This is a genomic window from Pseudomonadota bacterium (assembly GCA_008501635.1).
Lineage (GTDB): Bacteria > Pseudomonadota > Gammaproteobacteria > QQUJ01 > QQUJ01 > QQUJ01.
Genome location: QQUJ01000023.1, coordinates 1 through 18,718, shown reverse-complemented (window position 1 = coordinate 18,718; position 18,718 = coordinate 1). Strand labels below are relative to the sequence as shown.

The following is an 18,718-nucleotide window of genomic DNA, read 5'->3' as shown; positions in this document are numbered from 1 at the left end:
TGGCAGTAGGCAGGGCGGGCTGCCACACTGAGGGGAAACCGCCTCAGGAGCGGACCTATGAACAACGCCCTCGCAACGCCCGACACGATACTTGAGTTCTGGTTTTCACCCACCGCACGCAAGTGCTGGTTCAACTCGACTCGCGCCTTTGATCAGCAAGTGACCGATCGGTTTCTCGCCACCTGGCAAGCCGCAGCGGAGGGCAGGCTGGCGGAGTGGGAAGCCACGGCAAACGGCGCGTTGGCGCTGGTCATCGTGCTCGACCAGTTTCCGCTCAACATGTTTCGCGATCAGCCGGAGGGTTTCTCCACCGAAGCGGCGTCGCGGGCGGTCGCGGAACGGGCCATTGCGAAGGGCTTCGATCAGGCGTTGGACGCCGCTGGCCAAGGGTTTCTCTACCTGCCCTTCATGCATAGTGAATTGCTCGATGACCAGGACCGGTCCGTCGCGCTCTTCGAGGCCGCGGGTCTCAAAGACAATCTCAAATGGGCACGGCACCACCGCGACATCGTGCGCCGCTTCGGGCGGTTTCCGCATCGCAATGCCACCCTCGGCCGCGAGAGCACCGCCGAGGAACTCGCTTACCTCGATGATCCCGATTCGTATCACGGTTGATTGAACCAGCGACGCCCGGATGACGACTCTGTTGATGAATCCCTGGCATCGAATCGTAAGGAGTGACCATGAAGACGAGGATCCCGAAGTATCTGGTCAGTGGCTCGGTGGCACTGATCCTGGCGGTCAGCGGCATCGACCTCTTTGCCGCGCCGTCCCGTGCTCCCGGCATCGAGCATGAGGACATCGGCAACCGCCAGGCCTTGCCGCCGCGATTTCGACCGGCACCCAAAGCATTGCCCGAACTGTCGAAGCTCAAGCCGGACCTGGTGCCTTTGCTCCATAAACCGATGAACGGGTTGGTGCGGGTCAAAAATCAGGGTGCCGGCGCGGCGGGCCCGAGTCTGCTGACGCTGGATTGCCGCAAACGCGGTCATCGCGGGGGTGGGGGCGGCTGCCCGGATGCACCCGGGCTGTCACGCTATAGTCACCCGGCCTATCCCGACAAGGTGGTCATCAAGATACCCGCGTTGCCGGCGGGTAAAGTCTACGAACACAAACTCGTCTTCTGGAACGATCTGGTTTGGACCAGCGGTATCTACGGATTTGTCGCAATCGCCGACGTGGCCAATACGGTGGATGAGGCGCCCGGCGGCGAAACCAACAACACCACTGGTTCAACGTTGAATACCCCGTAATTGTCAGGATGATGCGAGTGAGCGCGGCTGCGAATCGACAAGGGTAGGATCATGCCGCAAGCCGGAGCATGTGCCGTGCGCCACCGTACGATTGCGTCCCCCGGCCTTCGCCTGATAGAGCGCCTGGTCGCCGCGCTTGAGCCACGTATCGGCACCCTCTCCGTGCTGCAATTCGACAACACCAAGCGATACGGTAACCGGCAAATTGTGGCTGCTCAGCCGGGAAATAGCGCCGCGCAGATCCTCCGCCAATTGAGCGGCCATGGTGAGCGGGGTGTGCGGCGCCACGATGACAAACTCTTCACCGCCGTAGCGAAACACACGGTCGCCGCTGCGCAGACGCCGTTTTAGCAACTGCACCACATCACGCAGCAATTGATCACCCCGGTCGTGGCCGTGTGTATCGTTGACACGTTTGAAGTGATCGAGATCGAGAACCAGTAGCGAAGCGCTGCAACCGTAACGCTGCCGGGATTGAACAGTCTCCGCCAGCGTGGAATGCAATGCACGGCGATTGCCGGCGCCTGTCAGAGGATCGACCGAGGCCAGGGTGCGCAGCGCGTCCTGCTGCTGTGAGACAGAGTAGGAAAAGAAATAGACGCAGGTGGTAAGGATAAACAGCGCGGCAGCAACGCGACTCAGTTCGGCAAGCGACAACCAATTGCTCGCCGCCCACAATACAATCGTAACGAATACCACGTTGGCTGCCAGGCCGGCGCGCGGCTGCAGGAGAACCAGATTGACGACAACAACGGGGTACACCCAATGGATGGTCAGATCGCCGACAAAATAGATGGCGCAGGCGGTGACGAAGTTGACGCTGAGACCGGTAAAGTAGACGAGTGTTTCATTTACGCGACCGCGTCGCCAGATTCGATAGGCACTGACGATCAGCAACACAGCCAACCCGCCGATCAGAAGAAACAGACGCTTGTCACCCGTCGCGGCGTGCAGCACAGTGAATGGGATTAACGTGAGCCCGGTTGCCAGGCACAGCCAAACGATGACTCTGAAGTCGAAACGCTGCGCCCCGAGGTTCATGTTTATCTCCTCCCTGAGCTGACTGGTGTGATGTTACTGCATAGCCCGGACAAATTGACACTAAAACCTATCTCAAGATCTCCCACGAGCGACCGGCCCTCTGGGGCTCAACGCAGCACGTGGGGGATTCTGAGATAGGTTCTATATGAATGCTGCAGTGCGGAATTATCAGGGAGGTAGCTGTGGGTCCGCGCAACGCGGACGCCAAGAACGGCAAGCCCCTAAATGGTTGCGCAAATGGACTGCAGTGCTCGCCGTGGACCGATTTCGCGCAGGGCGTTCTTTTGCTCTTCGTTGCGCACCAGCAAGGCGCCGATGAACGCCAGGGCATTGATCGATAAGCCGTTCCAGCATTCACGGATACGCGGTATCAGCACCATCCAGTGGGTGGTGACGAGAAGGTTGTAGGGGCGTGGACGGCGCTGTCGAGGATCGCCTTCGACCCATCCCAGGTGGTGGATCAACGCCCAGTACGCCGCTTCGAGTTGAGTGCCCGCCAATTCTGGCTCGCTGATCTCCAGACCGATGAGGGCGTGGCTGAAGGTCAGCTCGGGCGCCTGGGTAATCTCACCGGGGCGCATGGCTCTGTCGTAATGCTCCAGCCATGGCAACCAATGCGTGGGGTCGCCCGAATCGAGCGGTACCAGCTGCAGGTGTTTGTGGCGTTGGCTGGCGCCCGAATCCTCGCCGCCATTGTAGAAGCCCAGGGAGGGAAAATCACTCAGGCACCGCCACAGCGCGTCGAAATCCGCGGCGTTGAGCGGTTTGTCCTGCTCTTCGAATTCACGCGTTACGACCAGGAGGTGATTGTCCAACACATTGAACTTGTTGAGGACCGCGAAATGTGTCGCGGAGAGGTCACTGACGAACAGATGCTCTTCCGGGGGTAGAAACGGGCTGAACGGGTGCGCCTTCTCGTCGGCCACGTGGGCGGCGGCAAGTCTGTCCTGGTCCTTGCGCGAGAGGTTGTCGACTACGCGGATCAGGTAATGCAGCCCCTCGTCTTCGAACCATTCGCCGTGTGTGGGCAGCGAGTACTGATGTCCTTCGGCCTGCGCCGCGACCGAGCGCGCCACCAGTTGCGACCACAATGCCCCCCTCTGGGTCGCCGACCCTAACGCCGTGTTTTCCATCGGAAGGTTCCTGGGCGCCTAACGCGCGCCTTCGAGTTGTTTGTCGGTCAAGGCGCCCAGAAAGGCCACCAGTTCATCCACCTGTTGTGCGGTGAATTCTACACCAACGGCTAGCCGGCCCATCATATTGATGGCATCTGCCAGGGTTGCAACCTGTCCATCGTGGAAATACGGGGCGGTGACCGCGACGTTGCGCAGCGGCGCCACCTTGAACACCATCAGGTCGTCGGGATTTTTGGTGACCTCGATCCGCCCACGGTCCTTCTGATTCGGGTAGGGTGCCTTCTCCTCGATATTGCGAAACAGGCCGCCGCCCAGCAACGGGCCGTCGTGGCAGTTGTTGCAGCTCAGACGCAGAAACTCGTCGAGGCCGCGTTGCTCCTGCGCGTTGAGTGCGGCGGTATCGCCGTTGAGAAAATCGTCGAACCGACTTTCGGAACGCAGTGTGCGTTCGAAGGCGGCGATGGCCTCCGCGAGATTGTCGTAGGTCAGCGGCTCGGCACTATCGGGAAACGCCTTGGCAAAGGATTCCCGATATTCGGCAATGCCTTTGAGTTTTTCGATCACCGCCTCCGCGCTGGGCATGGCCATCTCGATGGGGTTCAGTATCGGTTGCTTGGCCTGGTCGGCCAGGTCTTCGGCGCGACCGTCCCAGAACTGCTTGAATTGCCAGCCGGCGTTCAGAACGGTGGGTGTGTTGCGCGGCCCCACATCCCCTTTGGCGCCCACGGCGGTCGGCAGGTTATCGATGCCTGCCCGGCCCTCTCCCAGGCGGTGACAGGTTTCGCACGATTGCCCATCGTTGATCGACAGACGTACATCGAAAAAAAGTTGTTTGCCGAGCGCGATGCGCGCATCGGTATCCTGCTCGGCGCCCGGCATGGTAGCGGGCAAGGGTTCGAAGTAGCGCGATGCGCGCCGCAGCAGTCTTTCACTGTCGGTGGCAAATGCGGACGAAACGATGCCGCCGAACAGCAGCAACAGCAAGGTGGACAGGGTGATTCGCGCAGTTATCATCGATGTGACTCTTCAAAGCCGGCCTGGCGTACCATCCGGTCTCCATGCTGCCATGGCACCGGTAGCGAGCGTCTGAGGCAATACCACCGAGGGGTTGGCCTGCTCGCTCGCGCATCGCACACCGATAGAGTATAGCCGTAAGGGCGATCCCCCGAGCGCGAGTACAGTTGCTGAAAATTGCACGATACGGACGCCCGACCTACAGAATTCCAGACAGTACGGTGGCCAGTGCCAGAAAACTGAAGAAACCCACGACATCGGTAACCGTGGTGAGAATGATGGATGCCGATTGGGCGGGATCCTGACCCAGACGGGTAAGCACCAGGGGGATGGCGGCACCCGCCAGGCCGGCCAGGGACATCGAGATCACCATGGCAACGCCGATCACCAGTGCCAGGCCGCCGGATTGTGACCACAGGTAGACGCCGATGGCGGTAACGATGGCGATCGCTACGCCGTTGATCGCTCCGGCTAAACCTTCTTTGCTCATCACCTGCCAGGCGTGACGCAGCCGGATCTCGCGCAATGCCAGACCGCGCATGACCACAGCCAGTGCCTGTGCCCCGGTATTGCCCGACTGGCCGGCGACCACGGGCAGCAATACGGCCAGCGCAGTGAACTGAGCAATGGTGTTCTCAAACAAGCCGACAACCGCGGCGGCCAGAAATGCGGTGAGCAGGTTGATGTTCAGCCATGGCAGACGCTTGCTGACGGCGAACAGGGGGCTCGATAGTGCACGCTCCTCTCTGCCGGCACCGACCATGGTTTGCAGATCGGCCAGTGCCTCGTCCTGCGCGGCCTTGACGAGCGCTTCCTGGTGGATGATGCCCACCGGGCAGCCGTGGGTGTCGATGACAGGAAGTCGGCTCAGGTGGTGGCGGGAGATCATTTCAACCACCTCTTCGCGCGGTTCGAGCACGTGGATGCTGGGAGTCGCCGCGCCGAGCAATTCTTCAACCTTTTGCCGACTTTTCGCAAATACCAATGCGCTGGTGGTGATCAGGCCGAGCAGTTGTCCGGCTGCGTTGACAACCAGGATACAGTTGCCACGGCTGCCTCCGGCGCGACGCAATCTGCGCAGCGCATCGCTCGCGAGCGTATCCGGTCCGACGGTGACGAAACGGTGCTCCATCAGGGTTCCGGCAGACCCCTCGGGATAGGTCATGAGTTCATTGATTTCGTTGCGCAATCCCGTTGGCAGTGATTCGAGCAACCGCGTTCTCTCGGCCTCCTTGAGATGGCTGAGCAAGGCCGCCAGGCGGCCAGGGTCCAGTGCTTCGGCTACCCGCAGGCGGGTCGTGACGGGGAGGTCCACGATACATCGTGCACCCAGAGCGAGAGACAGGCGGGTCAGCAACTCGATGATGCTTTCCAGATTCAGACGCCTTACGAAAGCCACCACTTCCTTGACGGCGACACTCTCCAGCTGCTCGGCTGCTTCCGCCGGAAACTGCCTGACGTAAGTGCTGGCCATGAACATCTGTTCGGTTGGCGATTGAGCGTTCATCAGCCGTCCTTCGTTGATTTGCGGGCCAGGGCATCGTCCGCTCCGATACCACGAAAAATCCCGGCCAACCCGGTCCAGTAAAGTTCACCCAGCGAGAGCAGCGTGGCCAGTGCTGTGTCCTCCTCGTCGCGGGCGTGCAGAGCCTGCTCGGTTTCGCGCAGCGTTTCGTAACGGATGATGCCGAGCAGGGTGTTGTCGTCATCCACTACCGGCATCATGTGAAAGTGGCGCCAATGCGGGTTGTTGACGATGTCGCGTTCACGGGCCGCGGCGTTGATGGTGTGTACCGTCGGTGCAGCGAGCTCGGTGATCGCCTGCTTGGGATCAGCCTGCATGAGTTGGCGCAAGGTGAGCACTCCGATCAACCGGTGATTGCGGTCCACCATGTAGAGGTAATAACGCAGGCTCGGGTGGCCGTGTTTGGCCTGGCTGAGCACCTCCTGCACCGTCGCCTCCTCGACGACAGTGAAAACATGGGGATCGATCAGCGCGCCTGCGCTGCCGCTGGAGTAGGGAAGTAAACGCTGCAGCGGCTCACTGTTTTCCTGCGGCAGCGTCTTGAGCAACTCTTCGCGCCGCGGCGGTGTCATCTGCCTCAGAATCGAAACCTGGGTGACCAACGGAAGCTGCAGCAAGATGGGTATTGAGGTTTTGGATGGCAGCTCCGCCAGCATGCCGGCGTTCCAGAAAGAGGGAAGTTGTCGCAGCGTGGCTGCCGCGGCGCTGGGCGGCGTGTTACGCAGAAGTTCCGTCGCCTCCGCGACGGGGAGGCCACTCATCACACGAGCGGCCTCTCTGGGATGGCGTTCCATGTAGAGGTTGGTGAGTTTCGCGACGATGCTCATGTCAGCCGGATTTCTGTCGTATTGTGCTGGTCTCTTCGGTGAAGCGCCGCGCCGGAATGATGAACTTTTCTCCTGCGCTGTCCAGCACCACGGCAGTTCGGCCGATTTCGGTGATCGTGCCCTCGGCGTCGCCAATTCTGACCTGCTCACCCACGCGATGCGTCTGATGCACATAGTGTGCAGCGATGATGTTCGCCACTGTGCCTGCTGCGCCCAGCGCGAACGCCAGCGCCATGGCGCCGAGCGTGGTGCCCACCAGAATGACCACCAGGGTGATGAGCACGGTGGTATCGATGCCCACCTGTTCGGCAGCGATAACGGTGGCGATGGCCACTAATGTCGATTGTGCCAGACGGGCCAGCAGGAGACCGCGGCTGATCCGTGTTTGTTCGGTTGCGGCGATGATGATCTCGCGCACCGCCTGGCCGGCCCAGAAACCCAATACGACGATCAGCGCTGCAATCAGCATGCGGGGAAGGTAGGCGGTCAACCAGCTGACCACATTGGAAACGGCGGGCAACCCGAGCGCTTCGACCGCGGCTGCAGCGAAGAACAGCATCACGATCCAGAATACCAGCCGTGCACCGATCGTCGGCATGCTGCGATAGGAGCGCAGTCGGCGCACCGAAGCGGGCATCTGGCGGGCGTGCGCGAGGCTTTCGGCGGCGCGCCGGGTGATGTGATCCGTGGCGCGCGACAGCAGCCACGCCGCCAGCCACCCCGCCAGCAGCAGCAGCGTGGCACCCAGAATGTTCGGCAGATATTCGACAATGCGCGCGCCAACCAGCGAGAGCGCCTCGGTGATGGAAGTGCTGATGTCATCCATAGCGCGGACTACCCTCGCCTCGTGAGATGGGTTCAAGGTTAGATGATTCCCTTTCAACCGCCAAGGCTGGATGCTGAAGCGCGGTGTGCGATTCAACAGTGCGCCCGGCAGGTCATGGCGTTTGCGTCTTCCCGACACCCGCAACGGCAGAATGGCCCCGGAAGAGTCTCTGTGGTCCGCGCACCGCGACGCAGATTCCCGCCGCTTGTTCTAGACTCCTATCCATAGGCGTCTGTTTTGTTGCCGCAAGACTATGGACGGTGGTTGCTGAGCGATCGGGAAGGCTTTTGCGCTTGAACCAATGGTGCTGACCGACGGTCAACTAAGTCAGCAGGCTCGATAACCGACCCTCGAGACCGATAGCTGGGAAGATCCGGGCTGGAATCCGCGAGGTATTTATGAATCTGTTTCACGCACACAAGAAGGCCGCCTTGCCGACGCCGGAACAGGCGTTGCCCGGGCGTATGACAGCGATGCCGGTCGCGGAACGCCACTATGTCAACAATCACCGCATCGTGCCGCCGTTTCCCGAGGGGATGGAACTGGCGTTGTTCGGCTTGGGCTGTTTCTGGGGCGCGGAGCGCAAGTTCTGGGAGACGCCGGGTGTCTACGCGACCGCTGTCGGCTATGCGGGTGGCTACACGCCGAATCCAACTTACGAAGAGGTCTGCTCGGGTGAGACCGGTCACAACGAGGTGGTGCGCGTGGTGTTCGATCCGAAAACGATCACTTACGAACAATTGCTGGCGGTGTTCTGGCAGGCGCACAATCCGACCCAGGGGATGCGTCAGGGAAACGATGTCGGCACCCAATACCGTTCCGGCATCTACTGTGTCAGCGAAGCGCAGCGCCTGGCGGCTGAAGCTTCCCGCGATTCGTATCAGCAGGCGTTGACCCGCAGTGGTCGCGACGGGATCACTACCGAGATTCGCCACGCGCCCGAGTTTTACTACGCGGAGACATATCATCAGCAGTATCTTGCAAAGAATCCTGGTGGCTACTGCGGGCTGGGCGGTACGGGGGTCGCGTTCCCGGATTAACGATACGGATCATCACAAATCGCAGACCGCGCAATGCGGCCGCTGTGCAATTCGCCGCAAGCGATGAGCGGTATGTCGCGTGTGGCGGGGTGAACGTACGGGGGGCATCAACGAATGAACTCACCTGTGGGGGCTGGTGTGGTCAATCGGTTGTGCGCAACGCTGGACCGGCTGGGGAAGGGGTATGCCTGGTTCGATGCGCGGTTGCGCCTGTTGGCCTGGAACGATGCTTATGCGCAGTTGCTGGCCCTACCCGCGGAAGTGCTGACCCTGCGCGCGCCGTTGCAATCGTTGGTTCGTTTTCGCGCCGAGCGGGGCGACTACGGTACGAGCGACGTGGAGGCGTTGATTGACGAACAGCTCGCCCGATGTCGAGCCAACGAAGCCGTGGTCAGCGAGCAGCAGCTTGGTGCAGGAAGCGCGCTGCGCATTGTGCTGCAACCGCTCGCGGAACTTGGTGTACTGCAGATCTGCGAAGATATTTCCGAAGCGTATAACGCCAGGCAGGCGCTGCTGCAAAGTGAAGAGCGGTACGATTTCGCGATGCGGGCGATCAACGAAGGCGTCTACGACTGGGATCTTGGCGATGACACTGTCTACTACTCCACCCGCGTACGCGAAGCCCTGGGACTTGCACCGGAACAGCTGCGAACCGCGAACGACTGGGGCAGTCGTATCCATCCTGATGATTTTCCCATCTTTCGCGCAGCCTACGTTGCCCATGTTAAAGGCGAAACCGGGCGCTTCGAGTGTGACTTCCGTTATCGGGCCCAGGATGGAAGTTGGCGCTGGGCACGGCAGCATGGGTTGGCACTACGGGACGGTTCGGGTCGCGCGTGCCGCATCATCGGTTCAACCGGCGACATCACCGAACTCAAACAGGCTGAACTCGAGCTTGGCCGGGCAAGAGACGCGCTGGAGGAGCAGAATCAACGGCTGCGCGCCGAGATCGAAGCGCACCGACGCTCGCAGGCGACCATCGAATATCTCGTAGACGAGATTCGCAGCGAGCATCGTTTCGGCGAGATCATCGGGCGGTCGCCCGTGCTCAAGCAACTGACCGCGCAGATGGAACTGGTCGCGGAGACCGATTCGACAGTGCTTATTCTCGGAGAAACGGGTACCGGTAAAGAACTCGTCGCGCGCGCCATCCACGAACTGAGCCGCCGACGCGACAAGCCGTTGGTTAAGGTCAACTGCGCGGCGCTGCCGCGTGATCTGGTCGAAAGCGAACTCTTCGGGCACGAAAAGGGAGCGTTCACCGGAGCAACGCAGTTGCGTCGGGGCCGCTTCGAACTGGCCGATGGCGGCACGCTGTTTCTCGACGAGGTAGGCGAGTTACCTCTGGAACTCCAGGTCAAACTGCTGCGCGTACTTCAGGAACAGGAGTTCGAGCGTGTGGGGGGCGATCGCACGCTGCGCACCGATGTGCGGTTGATTACCGCCACCAATCGTGATCTGCAGGGTCTGGTCCAACTCGGGGAGTTCCGCTCCGACCTCTACTACCGTCTCAACGTCTTTCCATTGCGCATTCCGCCGCTGCGCGAAAGACGCGAGGATATCGCGCTGCTGATTCAGCACTTTGTGGCCGGTGCGGCGAAAAAGACGGGCAAGGCGCTGACGGGGGTCGATGCCGATTTTCTCGAACGTGCCCTACGCTATGACTGGCCGGGAAATATCCGTGAACTGGAGAACGCCATCGAGCGTGCCGCTATCCTCGCCACAGGGACAAAGCTGACCGACGCTGAGTTCATCGACGCGCCGCCGGCGCCAACCGCCGACGGTGTGGAGAGCATCGCGGCGATGCAGTCGCTGGAACAGGTGGAGCGCGAACACATTCGCCGGGTACTGAAAACGACTCATGGAGTGATTGAGGGGACACAGGGAGCCGCGCTCAAACTCGGCCTCAAACCCAGTACGCTGCGGGGTCGCATGCGCAGGCTGGGTATTCACAAGCATGAGTAATCCAGAAAGCATCAACTGCCAAATACGGTGGAAGCGGGCCACCAAATACGGTGGTTCCACGGTATCAGGCGGCCTGGTGGGGGATGGCGCTGCATCCGGGTATGCTCTTGGTGACTACTAACTTCATTAAATACAGCGAGTTAACAATCGATCACAACTGTTCCGGGTAATCTGGCACAAGGCCTGCACTGTAGAGCTAAACGCGCTGAACCGCGCAGTGAAACCCTCAAACGCATCGACCCTTAAGGAGCCAGACCATGAACGCCAAGGCAATCGACTGCACGCTAGCGACCTCTATACACCCCCTCGATCGCGGCGAGCTTCTGGAAGTAAAGGACGGCAACGGCACCACGGTTTCGGTAGCGAGCGGCTCCGTTTGGATCACACAGCATCACGACACCCGCGATATCCTGATCGAGGCGGGTGAGTCGTTCCATCTCGACCGTTGCGGCGTAGCGGTCATCTCCACGCGTCAATCGAGCCAGGTGCGCCTCAGCGGGACAAATGCTCAGGTGCACGGCCCGCAAGTCGTACTTCTGCGGACTGGTGAACGCAACGAGTTTCGAGCATCACTGATGCAACGACTGGGTGCGTTGGCGACGCAAATACGGGGAAGCGTCGTCCATTGGCTGATGCCGATGACACGGTTGGGGTATTAGACCTCGTCGGGATGCGACATCCGGCAGCGGGGCGACAATCAGGGTGCACCTGCGCCGTACCCCGCTGGCTTCCCACGAGCCGGTTAAACCGGTAATGTGCAGGAGATCAGTAATTCAACGGTCGATTCCGGCAAGGGCGATGAGATGAGTGGTTGGGGATGTCCGCATGAACTTCGGGGTAACTGTATGCGTGTCGAGGGCAAACCCTGCGATCCCGGCATGAAGGGCTGTATCCTCTACGGTCGGTTCACCTTTAGTGACCCCGAAAAAAACACACCTTCCCGGCAGCGTGAAGAGGACCGATCCAAGCCACGCGATAAACCCGGCGAGTCGTAGTCGGCGGTCTCCCGCGCGCACGCTTCGCGCTTTTCAACACTATTGCAAGTGCGCCCGGAGAAACCGTTGCGCCATCGGGAAGAGATAATTTTGCAGATTACCGATGCCATCGAGGGCGAGTTGCGACGCCTGGAGTTGTGGGAATTGCATACCCCCGCACCTGAGGCACTGCTGAGCGAACAGCCGTTCTGCTTCGATACGCTGACTTTCACCCAATGGTTGCAGTGGATTTTTCTGGTGCGCGTGCGCAAGACGATCACCAACGGCCTGCCTTTGCCGACCCGGAGCGATATCCACCCCTTGGCCGAGCATGTATTCGCCGACCTCGATTTCGACAGCGCCGCGTTGCTCAAGTCGATCAAACGCTTCGATCGGGCGATTTCTCAATCGCCGGATGACACGGGTTCTCCGTAGGGCCCTGACACCGCGTCAACCCGCTGAATGTTCGCGAGGCGGCGTTCCGCGCAGATGCCCGCTTCTTGTCCGCTTTGCGGCACTGCAACGTGACCGATGCCGATACGGCGGCTAGGATTGCGGCAGGCAACGTTCCACAAGAACCGCGTCCTCGTTACTCCAACACCCACAGTGTGGGCAGCGATCCTGCCCCGGGGAGAAGAACATGTCTCTACGCCACCTGCCGCTTCAGGGGCCTTGCGCCCGTTCCTCACCCAGTCGTTTCGCGTTCCACCTTCCGCCACGATTGCTACGCTTGATAGACATGCCGTTTGCATGTGCCGGCCGGTAACACCGGTCCATTTCTAAAGCAACGTTTCCGCGCCGCTGCGGCGGCGATCGACGATGGGTACTGGAATGGAGGTCGCGGTAATGCCGCAAGCCAAGGTTTCTTTGAGTGACAAATTTTCCGTAGACGTCGGGCGCATCTATCTTTCGGGCATTCAGGCGCTGGTGCGATTGCCCATGATGCAGCATCAACGCGACGTCGCTGCCGGCCTGAACACCGCCTGCTTTATCTCCGGTTATCGCGGATCGCCGCTCGGCGGACTCGACAAAACGTTGTGGGAGGCCAGACCCTTCCTCGAGCGCAACAACATCCGCTTCCAGCCGGGGGTGAACGAAGACCTTGCGGCCACCGCCATCTGGGGCAGCCAGCAGCTCAACATGTTTCCCGGCGCCAAACACGATGGCATCTACGCCATGTGGTACGGCAAAGGCCCCGGAGTGGATCGCTGCGGCGATGTGTTCCGTCACGCCAACGCTGCGGGCACTTCGCGCCACGGCGGCGTGCTGGTGGTGGCGGGCGATGATCATGCCGCCAAGTCCTCGACACTGCCGCACCAGACCGATCATATCTTCAAAGCCGTCATGATGCCGGTGTTGGCGCCGGCCAATGTGCAGGATTATCTCGATCTCGGGCTGCACGGCTGGGCGATGTCGCGGTACTCGGGCTGCTGGGTGGCGTTCAAAGCGCTGGCCGACACCGTGGAAAGTTCCGCCTCCGTGGATGTCGATCCGCATCGGCTGCAGATCCTCCTGCCGGAAGATTTTGACATGCCGGAAGGCGGACTCAACATACGCTGGCCCGATCCGCCGCTGATCCAGGAGAGGCGCCTGCTGCAGAACAAGCTCTACGCCGCGCTGGCCTACAGTCGCGCCAACCAGCTCAACCGCGTGGTGATCGACAGCCCGCAGCCGCGCCTCGGCATCATTGCCAGCGGCAAGTCCTACCTCGACGTGCGCCAGGCCTTCGACGATCTGGGCATCGACGACAAGCTGGCCGCCGAGATTGGTATCCGCCTGTGCAAGGTCAACATGGTGTGGCCGCTGGACTCCGAGGGCGTGCGTCAGTTCGCGCAGGGCCTGGAGGAGATCCTGGTCGTCGAGGAGAAGCGCCAGTTCATCGAGTATCAGCTCAAGGAGGAGCTCTACAACTGGCGCGAGGATGTGCGCCCGCGCGTGGTCGGCAAATTCGACGAGAAGGGCGAGTGGGCCTTCGAGCATACCGATCACGGCAAGGTGTGGCATGGCGAATGGCTGCTGCCGGCGGCCGGTGAACTCACGCCGTCGATGATCGCCCGCGTGATCGCGGCGCGCATCGAGCGCTTCTTCACCTCGTCGCGCATTCAGGAACGCCTGGCCTTTCTCGAAGCCAAGGAGCAATCACTGGCGCAGGTGCCGGTGTCGATCCAGCGCACACCCCACTTCTGCTCCGGCTGCCCGCACAACACCTCGACCCGCGTGCCCGAGGGGAGCCGCGCGGTGGCCGGGATCGGCTGTCACTACATGGTGAACTGGATGGATCGCAACACCTCCACCTTCAGCCACATGGGTGGCGAAGGCGTGGCCTGGGTCGGGCAGGCGCCGTTCACCGAAGAGCGCCATATCTTTGCCAATCTCGGCGACGGCACCTATTTCCACTCCGGGATAATGGCGATTCGCCAGGCGGTGGCGGCTAACGTGCCGATCACCTACAAGATCCTCTACAACGATGCGGTGGCGATGACCGGCGGTCAGCCCATCGACGGCACTTTGACGGTGCCGCGGATCGTGCGGCAGTTGCAAGGCGAAGGCATCGAGAAGTTTGTCGTGGTCACCGATGGTACCGAGCGCAGTTACGGTGCCGCGGATCTGGGTCCCGGTGTACCGATGCGCCATCGCGATGAGCTCGACGCGATCCAGAAAGAGTTGCGCGAATATTCCGGCGTGTCGATTCTCATCTACGATCAGACCTGTGCGGCGGAAAAACGTCGTCGCCGCAAGCGCGGCAAGTTCCCCGATCCCGCGCGACGGGTCTTTATCAACGAACTGGTGTGCGAGGGTTGCGGCGACTGCTCGGAGAAATCCAACTGCCTCTCCGTGGTGCCGGTCGAGACCGGTCTGGGACGCAAGCGCGCCATTGATCAATCCGCCTGCAACAAAGATTACTCATGCCTGAACGGCTTCTGTCCTTCGTTCGTGACCATAGAGGGCGGCGATGTGCGCAGGGGCAAGGCGCTGGGGGGCGATGAGAGCCAGTTCGGCGAGCTCCCCGCACCCGATCTGCCGAGCACCGAGAAGCCCTGGGGCATACTGATCACCGGCGTGGGTGGCACCGGCGTCATCACCATCGGTGCACTGATCGGCATGGCAGCGCATATCGATGGCAAGGGCGTCAGCGCCCTGGATATGACCGGGCTCGCGCAGAAATTCGGCGCCGTCTACTCGCATGTGCGCATCGCCGATCGTTCCGACGATATCCACGCCGTGCGCATTGCCGCCGGCGAAGCCAACGCAGTGATTGGCGGCGACCTGGTGGTAACCGCCAGCTTCGAGGCGCTGGCCAAGATGCGCAGCGATCTCTCGCGCGCCGCCGTCAACTGCGCCGAGGTCCCTACCTCGGATTTCGTGCGTAATCCCGACTGGGAATTCCCGTTGCGTCGCATGCAGAAGATGATCATCGATGCCGTCGGTGAAGGACGGGCGGATTTCTTCGACGCAGCCGCACTGGCAACGCGCCTCATGGGCGATACCATCGCCACCAATCTCTTCCTGCTCGGCTACGCCTGGCAGAAGGGTCTGGTGCCGGTATCGCAAGAGGCGCTGCTGCAAGCCATAGAGCTCAATGGTGTCGCGGTGGAGATGAACAGGAAGGCGCTGCTCTGGGGTCGGCGCGCAGCGCACGATCTCGCCAGGGTGCAATCGTTCGCCCAACTCAAAGCGGTCATACCAATCCATCCGACGCAGCCACTGGAGGAGTTGCTTGCCGAGCGCATGGACTATCTCACCCGCTACCAGAACGCAGCGTATGCGCAGCGCTATCAGGCGTTGGTGAAGCGCACGCAGCGTGCCGAATCGCCGCTGCACTCCACACTGCTTGCCGAGGCAGTGGCGCGCAGCTACTTCAAACTGCTGGCCTACAAGGATGAGTACGAGGTCGCGCGCCTTTTCAGTGAGCCGGCATTCATGGACAAGGTGCGGGAGGAGTTCGAAGGCGATTACTCGCTGCGGTTTCACCTGGCGCCGCCGTTGCTGGCGCAACCCGATCCGCAAACCGGCGAGATCCGCAAACGCAGCTACGGGCCGTGGATGATGCGGCTGTTTCGCGGGCTTGCACCGTTCAAGGTCCTGCGCGGTACGGTCTTCGACCTGTTCGGCCGGAGCGCGGAGCGCCGTGCCGAGCGCCAGGATATCGCCGATTTTGAAGCGCTGGTGGAGCAGCTGTTGCCGAAACTCAGCCGCGAGAATCACGCCCTCGCCGTGGAGTTGGCTGGATTGCCGATGGGCATACGGGGGTTCGGACCGGTGAAAGAGCGCAACCGGGAGAAAGTCAAACAGCGTGCCAGCGAATTGCTCTCCTCTTATCGGGAAGAGAAACAGTCGCCGGAAGCGGCGTAAACGGCGAGGGGAGGAGAAGTGAGTGTATTCAGCAGCAAGGATTTCGACGGCCACGAGCAGGTGGTCTTTTGCAATGACAGCGACACCTCTCTCAAGGCGATCATCGCCATCCACAATCGTAAGCTTGGTCCTGCCCTGGGCGGCTGTCGCATGTACCCCTACGCGAGCGATGAGGAAGCGCTTCGCGATGTGTTGCGTCTGTCGCGGGGCATGACCTACAAATCGGCCCTGGCCGGGCTGCCGCTGGGTGGCGGGAAGGCGGTGATCATCGGTGATCCCTTCACCGGCAAGAGCGAAGCGTTGATGCGGGCCATGGGGCGCTTTATCGACAGTCTGGGTGGGCGCTACATCGGTGCGGAAGATTCGGGAACAGGGGTCAAGGATATTCAATGGATGGCCCAGGAGACAGCGCACGTTGCCGGATTTCGCGAACGACGCACCACGGCCGGGCCGCGCAGCGGCGATCCTTCACCGTCGACCGCGTACGGCGTGTTTGTCGGTATCCGCGCTGCCGTGCTGCATGCCCTGAACAGCACCCACCTCGACGGCGTGAAGGTCGCCATTCAGGGCCTGGGTCACGTCGGCATGCATCTCGCCGAACGCCTGCACAATGCAGGCGCCAGGTTATGGGTGTGCGACCCGGTCGCGGCACGCGTGCACGAAGCGCAGGAGCGATTCGGCGCTGTGGCCGTACCGCTCGACGAAATCCACTCACAGAAGGTCGACGTATTCGCCCCCTGCGCGATGGGTGCGGTGATCAATGATCGCACCTTGCCCCAACTCAAGGCGCGCATCGTCGCCGGCGCCGCCAATAACCAGTTGGACGAGAATCGCCACGCCCTGGAATTGCACCGCCGGGGCATCCTCTATGCGCCCGATTACGTGATCAACGCGGGCGGCATCATCGACATCTATTTCGAGATACATGGCGATGACGAGGTGGCGGAGATGGTAAAGCTCGAAGAAATCGGTGACACGCTGAGCGAGATCTTCGCTGAAGCCGGAGAAACCGGTAAGACCACCGCCGAGATTGCCGATCGCATTGCCGAACGGCGTTTCATGCGAATCGCGAAGGGAACAAGTGCCAGCGCGGTGGCGTAAACCAGCGTCCCGAAAAAGGAAAAGAGAGCAGAGCCGGAGATCGTTACGACCTCAAGGAGAAAAAAAACGCGTTTATGCGGCTACCCGGGCGCCGGCAGGTCCAAAGAGCTGTTTACGCCTAATCGACCTGTTCGGCCATCGGCGGGGATTTGCTATCTACTATCGAATCCAGCCATACAAGGCGCTGCACCGGACGGTAATTGCGCTGCGCTCCATTGCCGCCGGTGAGCTTCGGCGTTAGACGTCAAGTAACAGAATGGAGGTATTGAAATGAGCACAGAGAAACCTAAAATCGCCTGCCTTCCGAACGGGCCGTATTATTTGCTAAATGATCTTACGCCGCGTGTAATCCCAAACATTCAAAAATCTAACGGAGACCCTTGTGCTACGATCACCGGAGTGGCGTTATGCCGCTGTGGTGGTTCAAATAACAAACCTTTCTGTGATGGCACTCATGGTAAAAATGGCTTCACCGATCAGAAACTGACAGATGGGGTGTACAACAAACGTGATAACTACGTTGGCAAGCAGATTACGATCCACGACAACCGTGGAATATGCGCCCACGCTGGCCACTGCACAGACAATCTCAGTTCTGTATTTAAATTGAATGAAGAGCCATGGGTTGATCCCAGTGGTGCGACAGCCGAGGATATTATCAACACAATAAAGAAATGCCCGTCGGGAGCGCTTAGTTACACAATCGATAATGTTGAGCATCGAGATCATGATCGAGGGCCGATGGTTACGGTCACAAAGGATGGCCCATATGCAGTTACAGGAGGAATTGAGCTTGTTGATCAACCGTTAGGTGAAGGGGCTTCAACGGAACACTTTACGCTTTGCCGCTGCGGGGGATCAAAAAACAAGCCGTTCTGTGACGGAACGCATTGGCACATAGGGTTCAAGGATGAAAATAATTGACGCTTGTTATCAGTGTGGACATTGCCGTCTTACAAATTGCTGCACGGGACCTACGGCCTGTGAGCCAAGACGTTAGATGTTTATTCAAGTAAAACGAGGTAGATCAGATGCCAGATCACGATATTGATGTATCACTTACAGATACTTTGAAAAAATCGGATCTATCTAATGTTGCAGGAAACATAGCTGAAGTAGGGCTTGATAAAATTATCGAAGATGGATTATTTCAAGATATTCCTGTTGTTTCGAGCATAATAGGGTTGGTAAAAACTGGTGGAAATATTCAAAATTATTATTTTTCTAAGAAATTACTAAAATTTCTCGTGAGTATTTCCGAAATTACATTGGCTGAACGTCTATCAATGGTTGAGCGACTAGAGCAAGATGATGCCTATAGCCAAAATGTTGGTGAAAGCATAATTTTACTGCTTGATAGAATGGATGATATTTCAAAGCCAAAATTAGTTGCTAGAGCATTTAAAGCCTTTTCGACTGGAGCTATAGATAGTACGCAATTGCAAAGAATAAACTACGCTATAGACAAGCTTCTTATGGTAGACATTGAAAAGCTCGTTGAGTTTTCGAGAATTCATACATCTGATAGGTATGATTTAAGGAACGTCTGAATAAGTGATGCAAACCAGCACGGCCGATTCAATATGTTTGTGTTTTTCATCATAAGGAGCGTTTGCAGGCAGTATTCGGCTCAACATGGGCCGTTTTCTAGCTGTTTTGTGCG

General features: G+C 59.7%; 17 protein-coding genes. 11 read left to right on the top strand and 6 right to left on the bottom strand.

All coding sequences use genetic code 11. The features are described from left to right. Nucleotides 1-57: 57 nt before the first annotated feature. Nucleotides 58-615 carry a DUF924 domain-containing protein gene (locus tag DWQ09_14620; protein KAA3626821.1) on the top strand — a complete coding sequence of 186 codons (558 nt, stop codon included), beginning with the start codon at nucleotides 58-60 and terminating at the stop codon, nucleotides 613-615. A 68-nt stretch (nucleotides 616-683) separates the two neighbouring features. Continuing rightward, a complete protein-coding gene (locus tag DWQ09_14615; protein KAA3626820.1) occupies nucleotides 684-1,253 on the top strand; it encodes a hypothetical protein in 570 nt (189 codons plus the stop codon). Between the two features lie 3 nt (nucleotides 1,254-1,256). Here the strand turns inward: DWQ09_14615 and DWQ09_14610 are convergent, their stop codons facing one another. The 6 genes from DWQ09_14610 to DWQ09_14585 form a co-directional block, all read right to left on the bottom strand. After that, the gene (locus DWQ09_14610; GenBank protein ID KAA3626819.1) at nucleotides 1,257-2,294 is read right to left on the bottom strand and encodes a GGDEF domain-containing protein; all 1,038 of its coding nucleotides are present in this window, start codon (nucleotides 2,292-2,294) and stop codon (nucleotides 1,257-1,259) included. A 221-nt stretch (nucleotides 2,295-2,515) separates the two neighbouring features. Next, nucleotides 2,516-3,427 (bottom strand): phosphorylase, encoded by a 912-nt coding sequence (locus DWQ09_14605; protein ID KAA3626818.1) that lies wholly within the window; start codon nucleotides 3,425-3,427, stop codon nucleotides 2,516-2,518. Nucleotides 3,428-3,445: 18 nt separating this feature from the next. After that, nucleotides 3,446-4,444: a cytochrome-c peroxidase gene (locus DWQ09_14600; protein KAA3626817.1), complete on the bottom strand. Its 999-nt coding sequence runs from the start codon at nucleotides 4,442-4,444 to the stop codon at nucleotides 3,446-3,448. Between the two features lie 199 nt (nucleotides 4,445-4,643). Continuing rightward, complete coding sequence (mgtE, locus tag DWQ09_14595; GenBank protein ID KAA3626816.1) at nucleotides 4,644-5,951, bottom strand: magnesium transporter; 1,308 nt, start codon at nucleotides 5,949-5,951, stop codon at nucleotides 4,644-4,646. Then, nucleotides 5,951-6,796: a magnesium transporter gene (locus tag DWQ09_14590; protein KAA3626815.1), complete on the bottom strand. Its 846-nt coding sequence runs from the start codon at nucleotides 6,794-6,796 to the stop codon at nucleotides 5,951-5,953. Before DWQ09_14590 ends, mgtE begins: the two co-directional genes overlap by 1 nt. A gap of 1 nt (nucleotide 6,797) precedes the next feature. Then, nucleotides 6,798-7,622: a hypothetical protein gene (locus DWQ09_14585; GenBank protein ID KAA3626814.1), complete on the bottom strand. Its 825-nt coding sequence runs from the start codon at nucleotides 7,620-7,622 to the stop codon at nucleotides 6,798-6,800. A gap of 398 nt (nucleotides 7,623-8,020) precedes the next feature. Here DWQ09_14585 and DWQ09_14580 point away from each other — a divergent pair, with 398 nt between their 5' ends. The 9 genes from DWQ09_14580 (at nucleotide 8,021) to DWQ09_14540 (ending at nucleotide 18,605) form a co-directional block, all read left to right on the top strand. Beyond that, nucleotides 8,021-8,662 carry a peptide-methionine (S)-S-oxide reductase MsrA gene (locus DWQ09_14580; protein KAA3626813.1) on the top strand — a complete coding sequence of 214 codons (642 nt, stop codon included), beginning with the start codon at nucleotides 8,021-8,023 and terminating at the stop codon, nucleotides 8,660-8,662. Between the two features lie 114 nt (nucleotides 8,663-8,776). Further along, a complete protein-coding gene (locus DWQ09_14575) occupies nucleotides 8,777-10,627 on the top strand; it encodes a PAS domain S-box protein (protein KAA3626812.1) in 1,851 nt (616 codons plus the stop codon). Between the two features lie 257 nt (nucleotides 10,628-10,884). After that, entirely contained in the window at nucleotides 10,885-11,286 is a 402-nt protein-coding gene (locus DWQ09_14570; protein KAA3626811.1) for a DUF2917 domain-containing protein, read from the top strand. A 144-nt stretch (nucleotides 11,287-11,430) separates the two neighbouring features. After that, nucleotides 11,431-11,622, top strand: a complete 192-nt coding sequence (locus DWQ09_14565; GenBank protein KAA3626920.1) for a hypothetical protein — start codon at nucleotides 11,431-11,433, stop codon at nucleotides 11,620-11,622. A 66-nt stretch (nucleotides 11,623-11,688) separates the two neighbouring features. Further along, nucleotides 11,689-12,036 (top strand): YqcC family protein, encoded by a 348-nt coding sequence (locus DWQ09_14560; protein KAA3626810.1) that lies wholly within the window; start codon nucleotides 11,689-11,691, stop codon nucleotides 12,034-12,036. A gap of 396 nt (nucleotides 12,037-12,432) precedes the next feature. After that, entirely contained in the window at nucleotides 12,433-15,954 is a 3,522-nt protein-coding gene (locus tag DWQ09_14555) for an indolepyruvate ferredoxin oxidoreductase family protein (protein KAA3626809.1), read from the top strand. Between the two features lie 18 nt (nucleotides 15,955-15,972). Further along, nucleotides 15,973-17,055 (top strand): Glu/Leu/Phe/Val dehydrogenase, encoded by a 1,083-nt coding sequence (locus DWQ09_14550; GenBank protein KAA3626808.1) that lies wholly within the window; start codon nucleotides 15,973-15,975, stop codon nucleotides 17,053-17,055. 270 nt (nucleotides 17,056-17,325) lie between these two features. Continuing rightward, nucleotides 17,326-17,979, top strand: a complete 654-nt coding sequence (locus tag DWQ09_14545) for a hypothetical protein (protein ID KAA3626807.1) — start codon at nucleotides 17,326-17,328, stop codon at nucleotides 17,977-17,979. A 362-nt stretch (nucleotides 17,980-18,341) separates the two neighbouring features. Beyond that, complete coding sequence (locus tag DWQ09_14540) at nucleotides 18,342-18,605, top strand: hypothetical protein (protein KAA3626806.1); 264 nt, start codon at nucleotides 18,342-18,344, stop codon at nucleotides 18,603-18,605. The last annotated feature ends 113 nt before the right edge of the window (nucleotides 18,606-18,718 follow it).

Bases quoted from the DNA above. Each gene is read 5' to 3' on its own strand.
- mgtE (KAA3626816.1), bottom strand. From the start codon at position 5,951: ATGAACGCTCAATCGCCAACCGAACAGATGTTCATGGCCAGCACTTAC.
- DWQ09_14615 (KAA3626820.1), top strand. From the start codon at position 684: ATGAAGACGAGGATCCCGAAGTATCTGGTCAGTGGCTCGGTGGCACTG.
- DWQ09_14555 (KAA3626809.1), top strand. From the start codon at position 12,433: ATGGAGGTCGCGGTAATGCCGCAAGCCAAGGTTTCTTTGAGTGACAAA.
- DWQ09_14570 (KAA3626811.1), top strand. From the start codon at position 10,885: ATGAACGCCAAGGCAATCGACTGCACGCTAGCGACCTCTATACACCCC.
- DWQ09_14585 (KAA3626814.1), bottom strand. From the start codon at position 7,622: ATGGATGACATCAGCACTTCCATCACCGAGGCGCTCTCGCTGGTTGGC.
- DWQ09_14565 (KAA3626920.1), top strand. From the start codon at position 11,431: ATGAGTGGTTGGGGATGTCCGCATGAACTTCGGGGTAACTGTATGCGT.
- DWQ09_14605 (KAA3626818.1), bottom strand. From the start codon at position 3,427: ATGGAAAACACGGCGTTAGGGTCGGCGACCCAGAGGGGGGCATTGTGG.
- DWQ09_14620 (KAA3626821.1), top strand. From the start codon at position 58: ATGAACAACGCCCTCGCAACGCCCGACACGATACTTGAGTTCTGGTTT.
- DWQ09_14600 (KAA3626817.1), bottom strand. From the start codon at position 4,444: ATGATAACTGCGCGAATCACCCTGTCCACCTTGCTGTTGCTGCTGTTC.
- DWQ09_14545 (KAA3626807.1), top strand. From the start codon at position 17,326: ATGAGCACAGAGAAACCTAAAATCGCCTGCCTTCCGAACGGGCCGTAT.
- DWQ09_14590 (KAA3626815.1), bottom strand. From the start codon at position 6,796: ATGAGCATCGTCGCGAAACTCACCAACCTCTACATGGAACGCCATCCC.
- DWQ09_14540 (KAA3626806.1), top strand. From the start codon at position 18,342: ATGGTTGAGCGACTAGAGCAAGATGATGCCTATAGCCAAAATGTTGGT.
- DWQ09_14575 (KAA3626812.1), top strand. From the start codon at position 8,777: ATGAACTCACCTGTGGGGGCTGGTGTGGTCAATCGGTTGTGCGCAACG.
- DWQ09_14580 (KAA3626813.1), top strand. From the start codon at position 8,021: ATGAATCTGTTTCACGCACACAAGAAGGCCGCCTTGCCGACGCCGGAA.
- DWQ09_14610 (KAA3626819.1), bottom strand. From the start codon at position 2,294: ATGAACCTCGGGGCGCAGCGTTTCGACTTCAGAGTCATCGTTTGGCTG.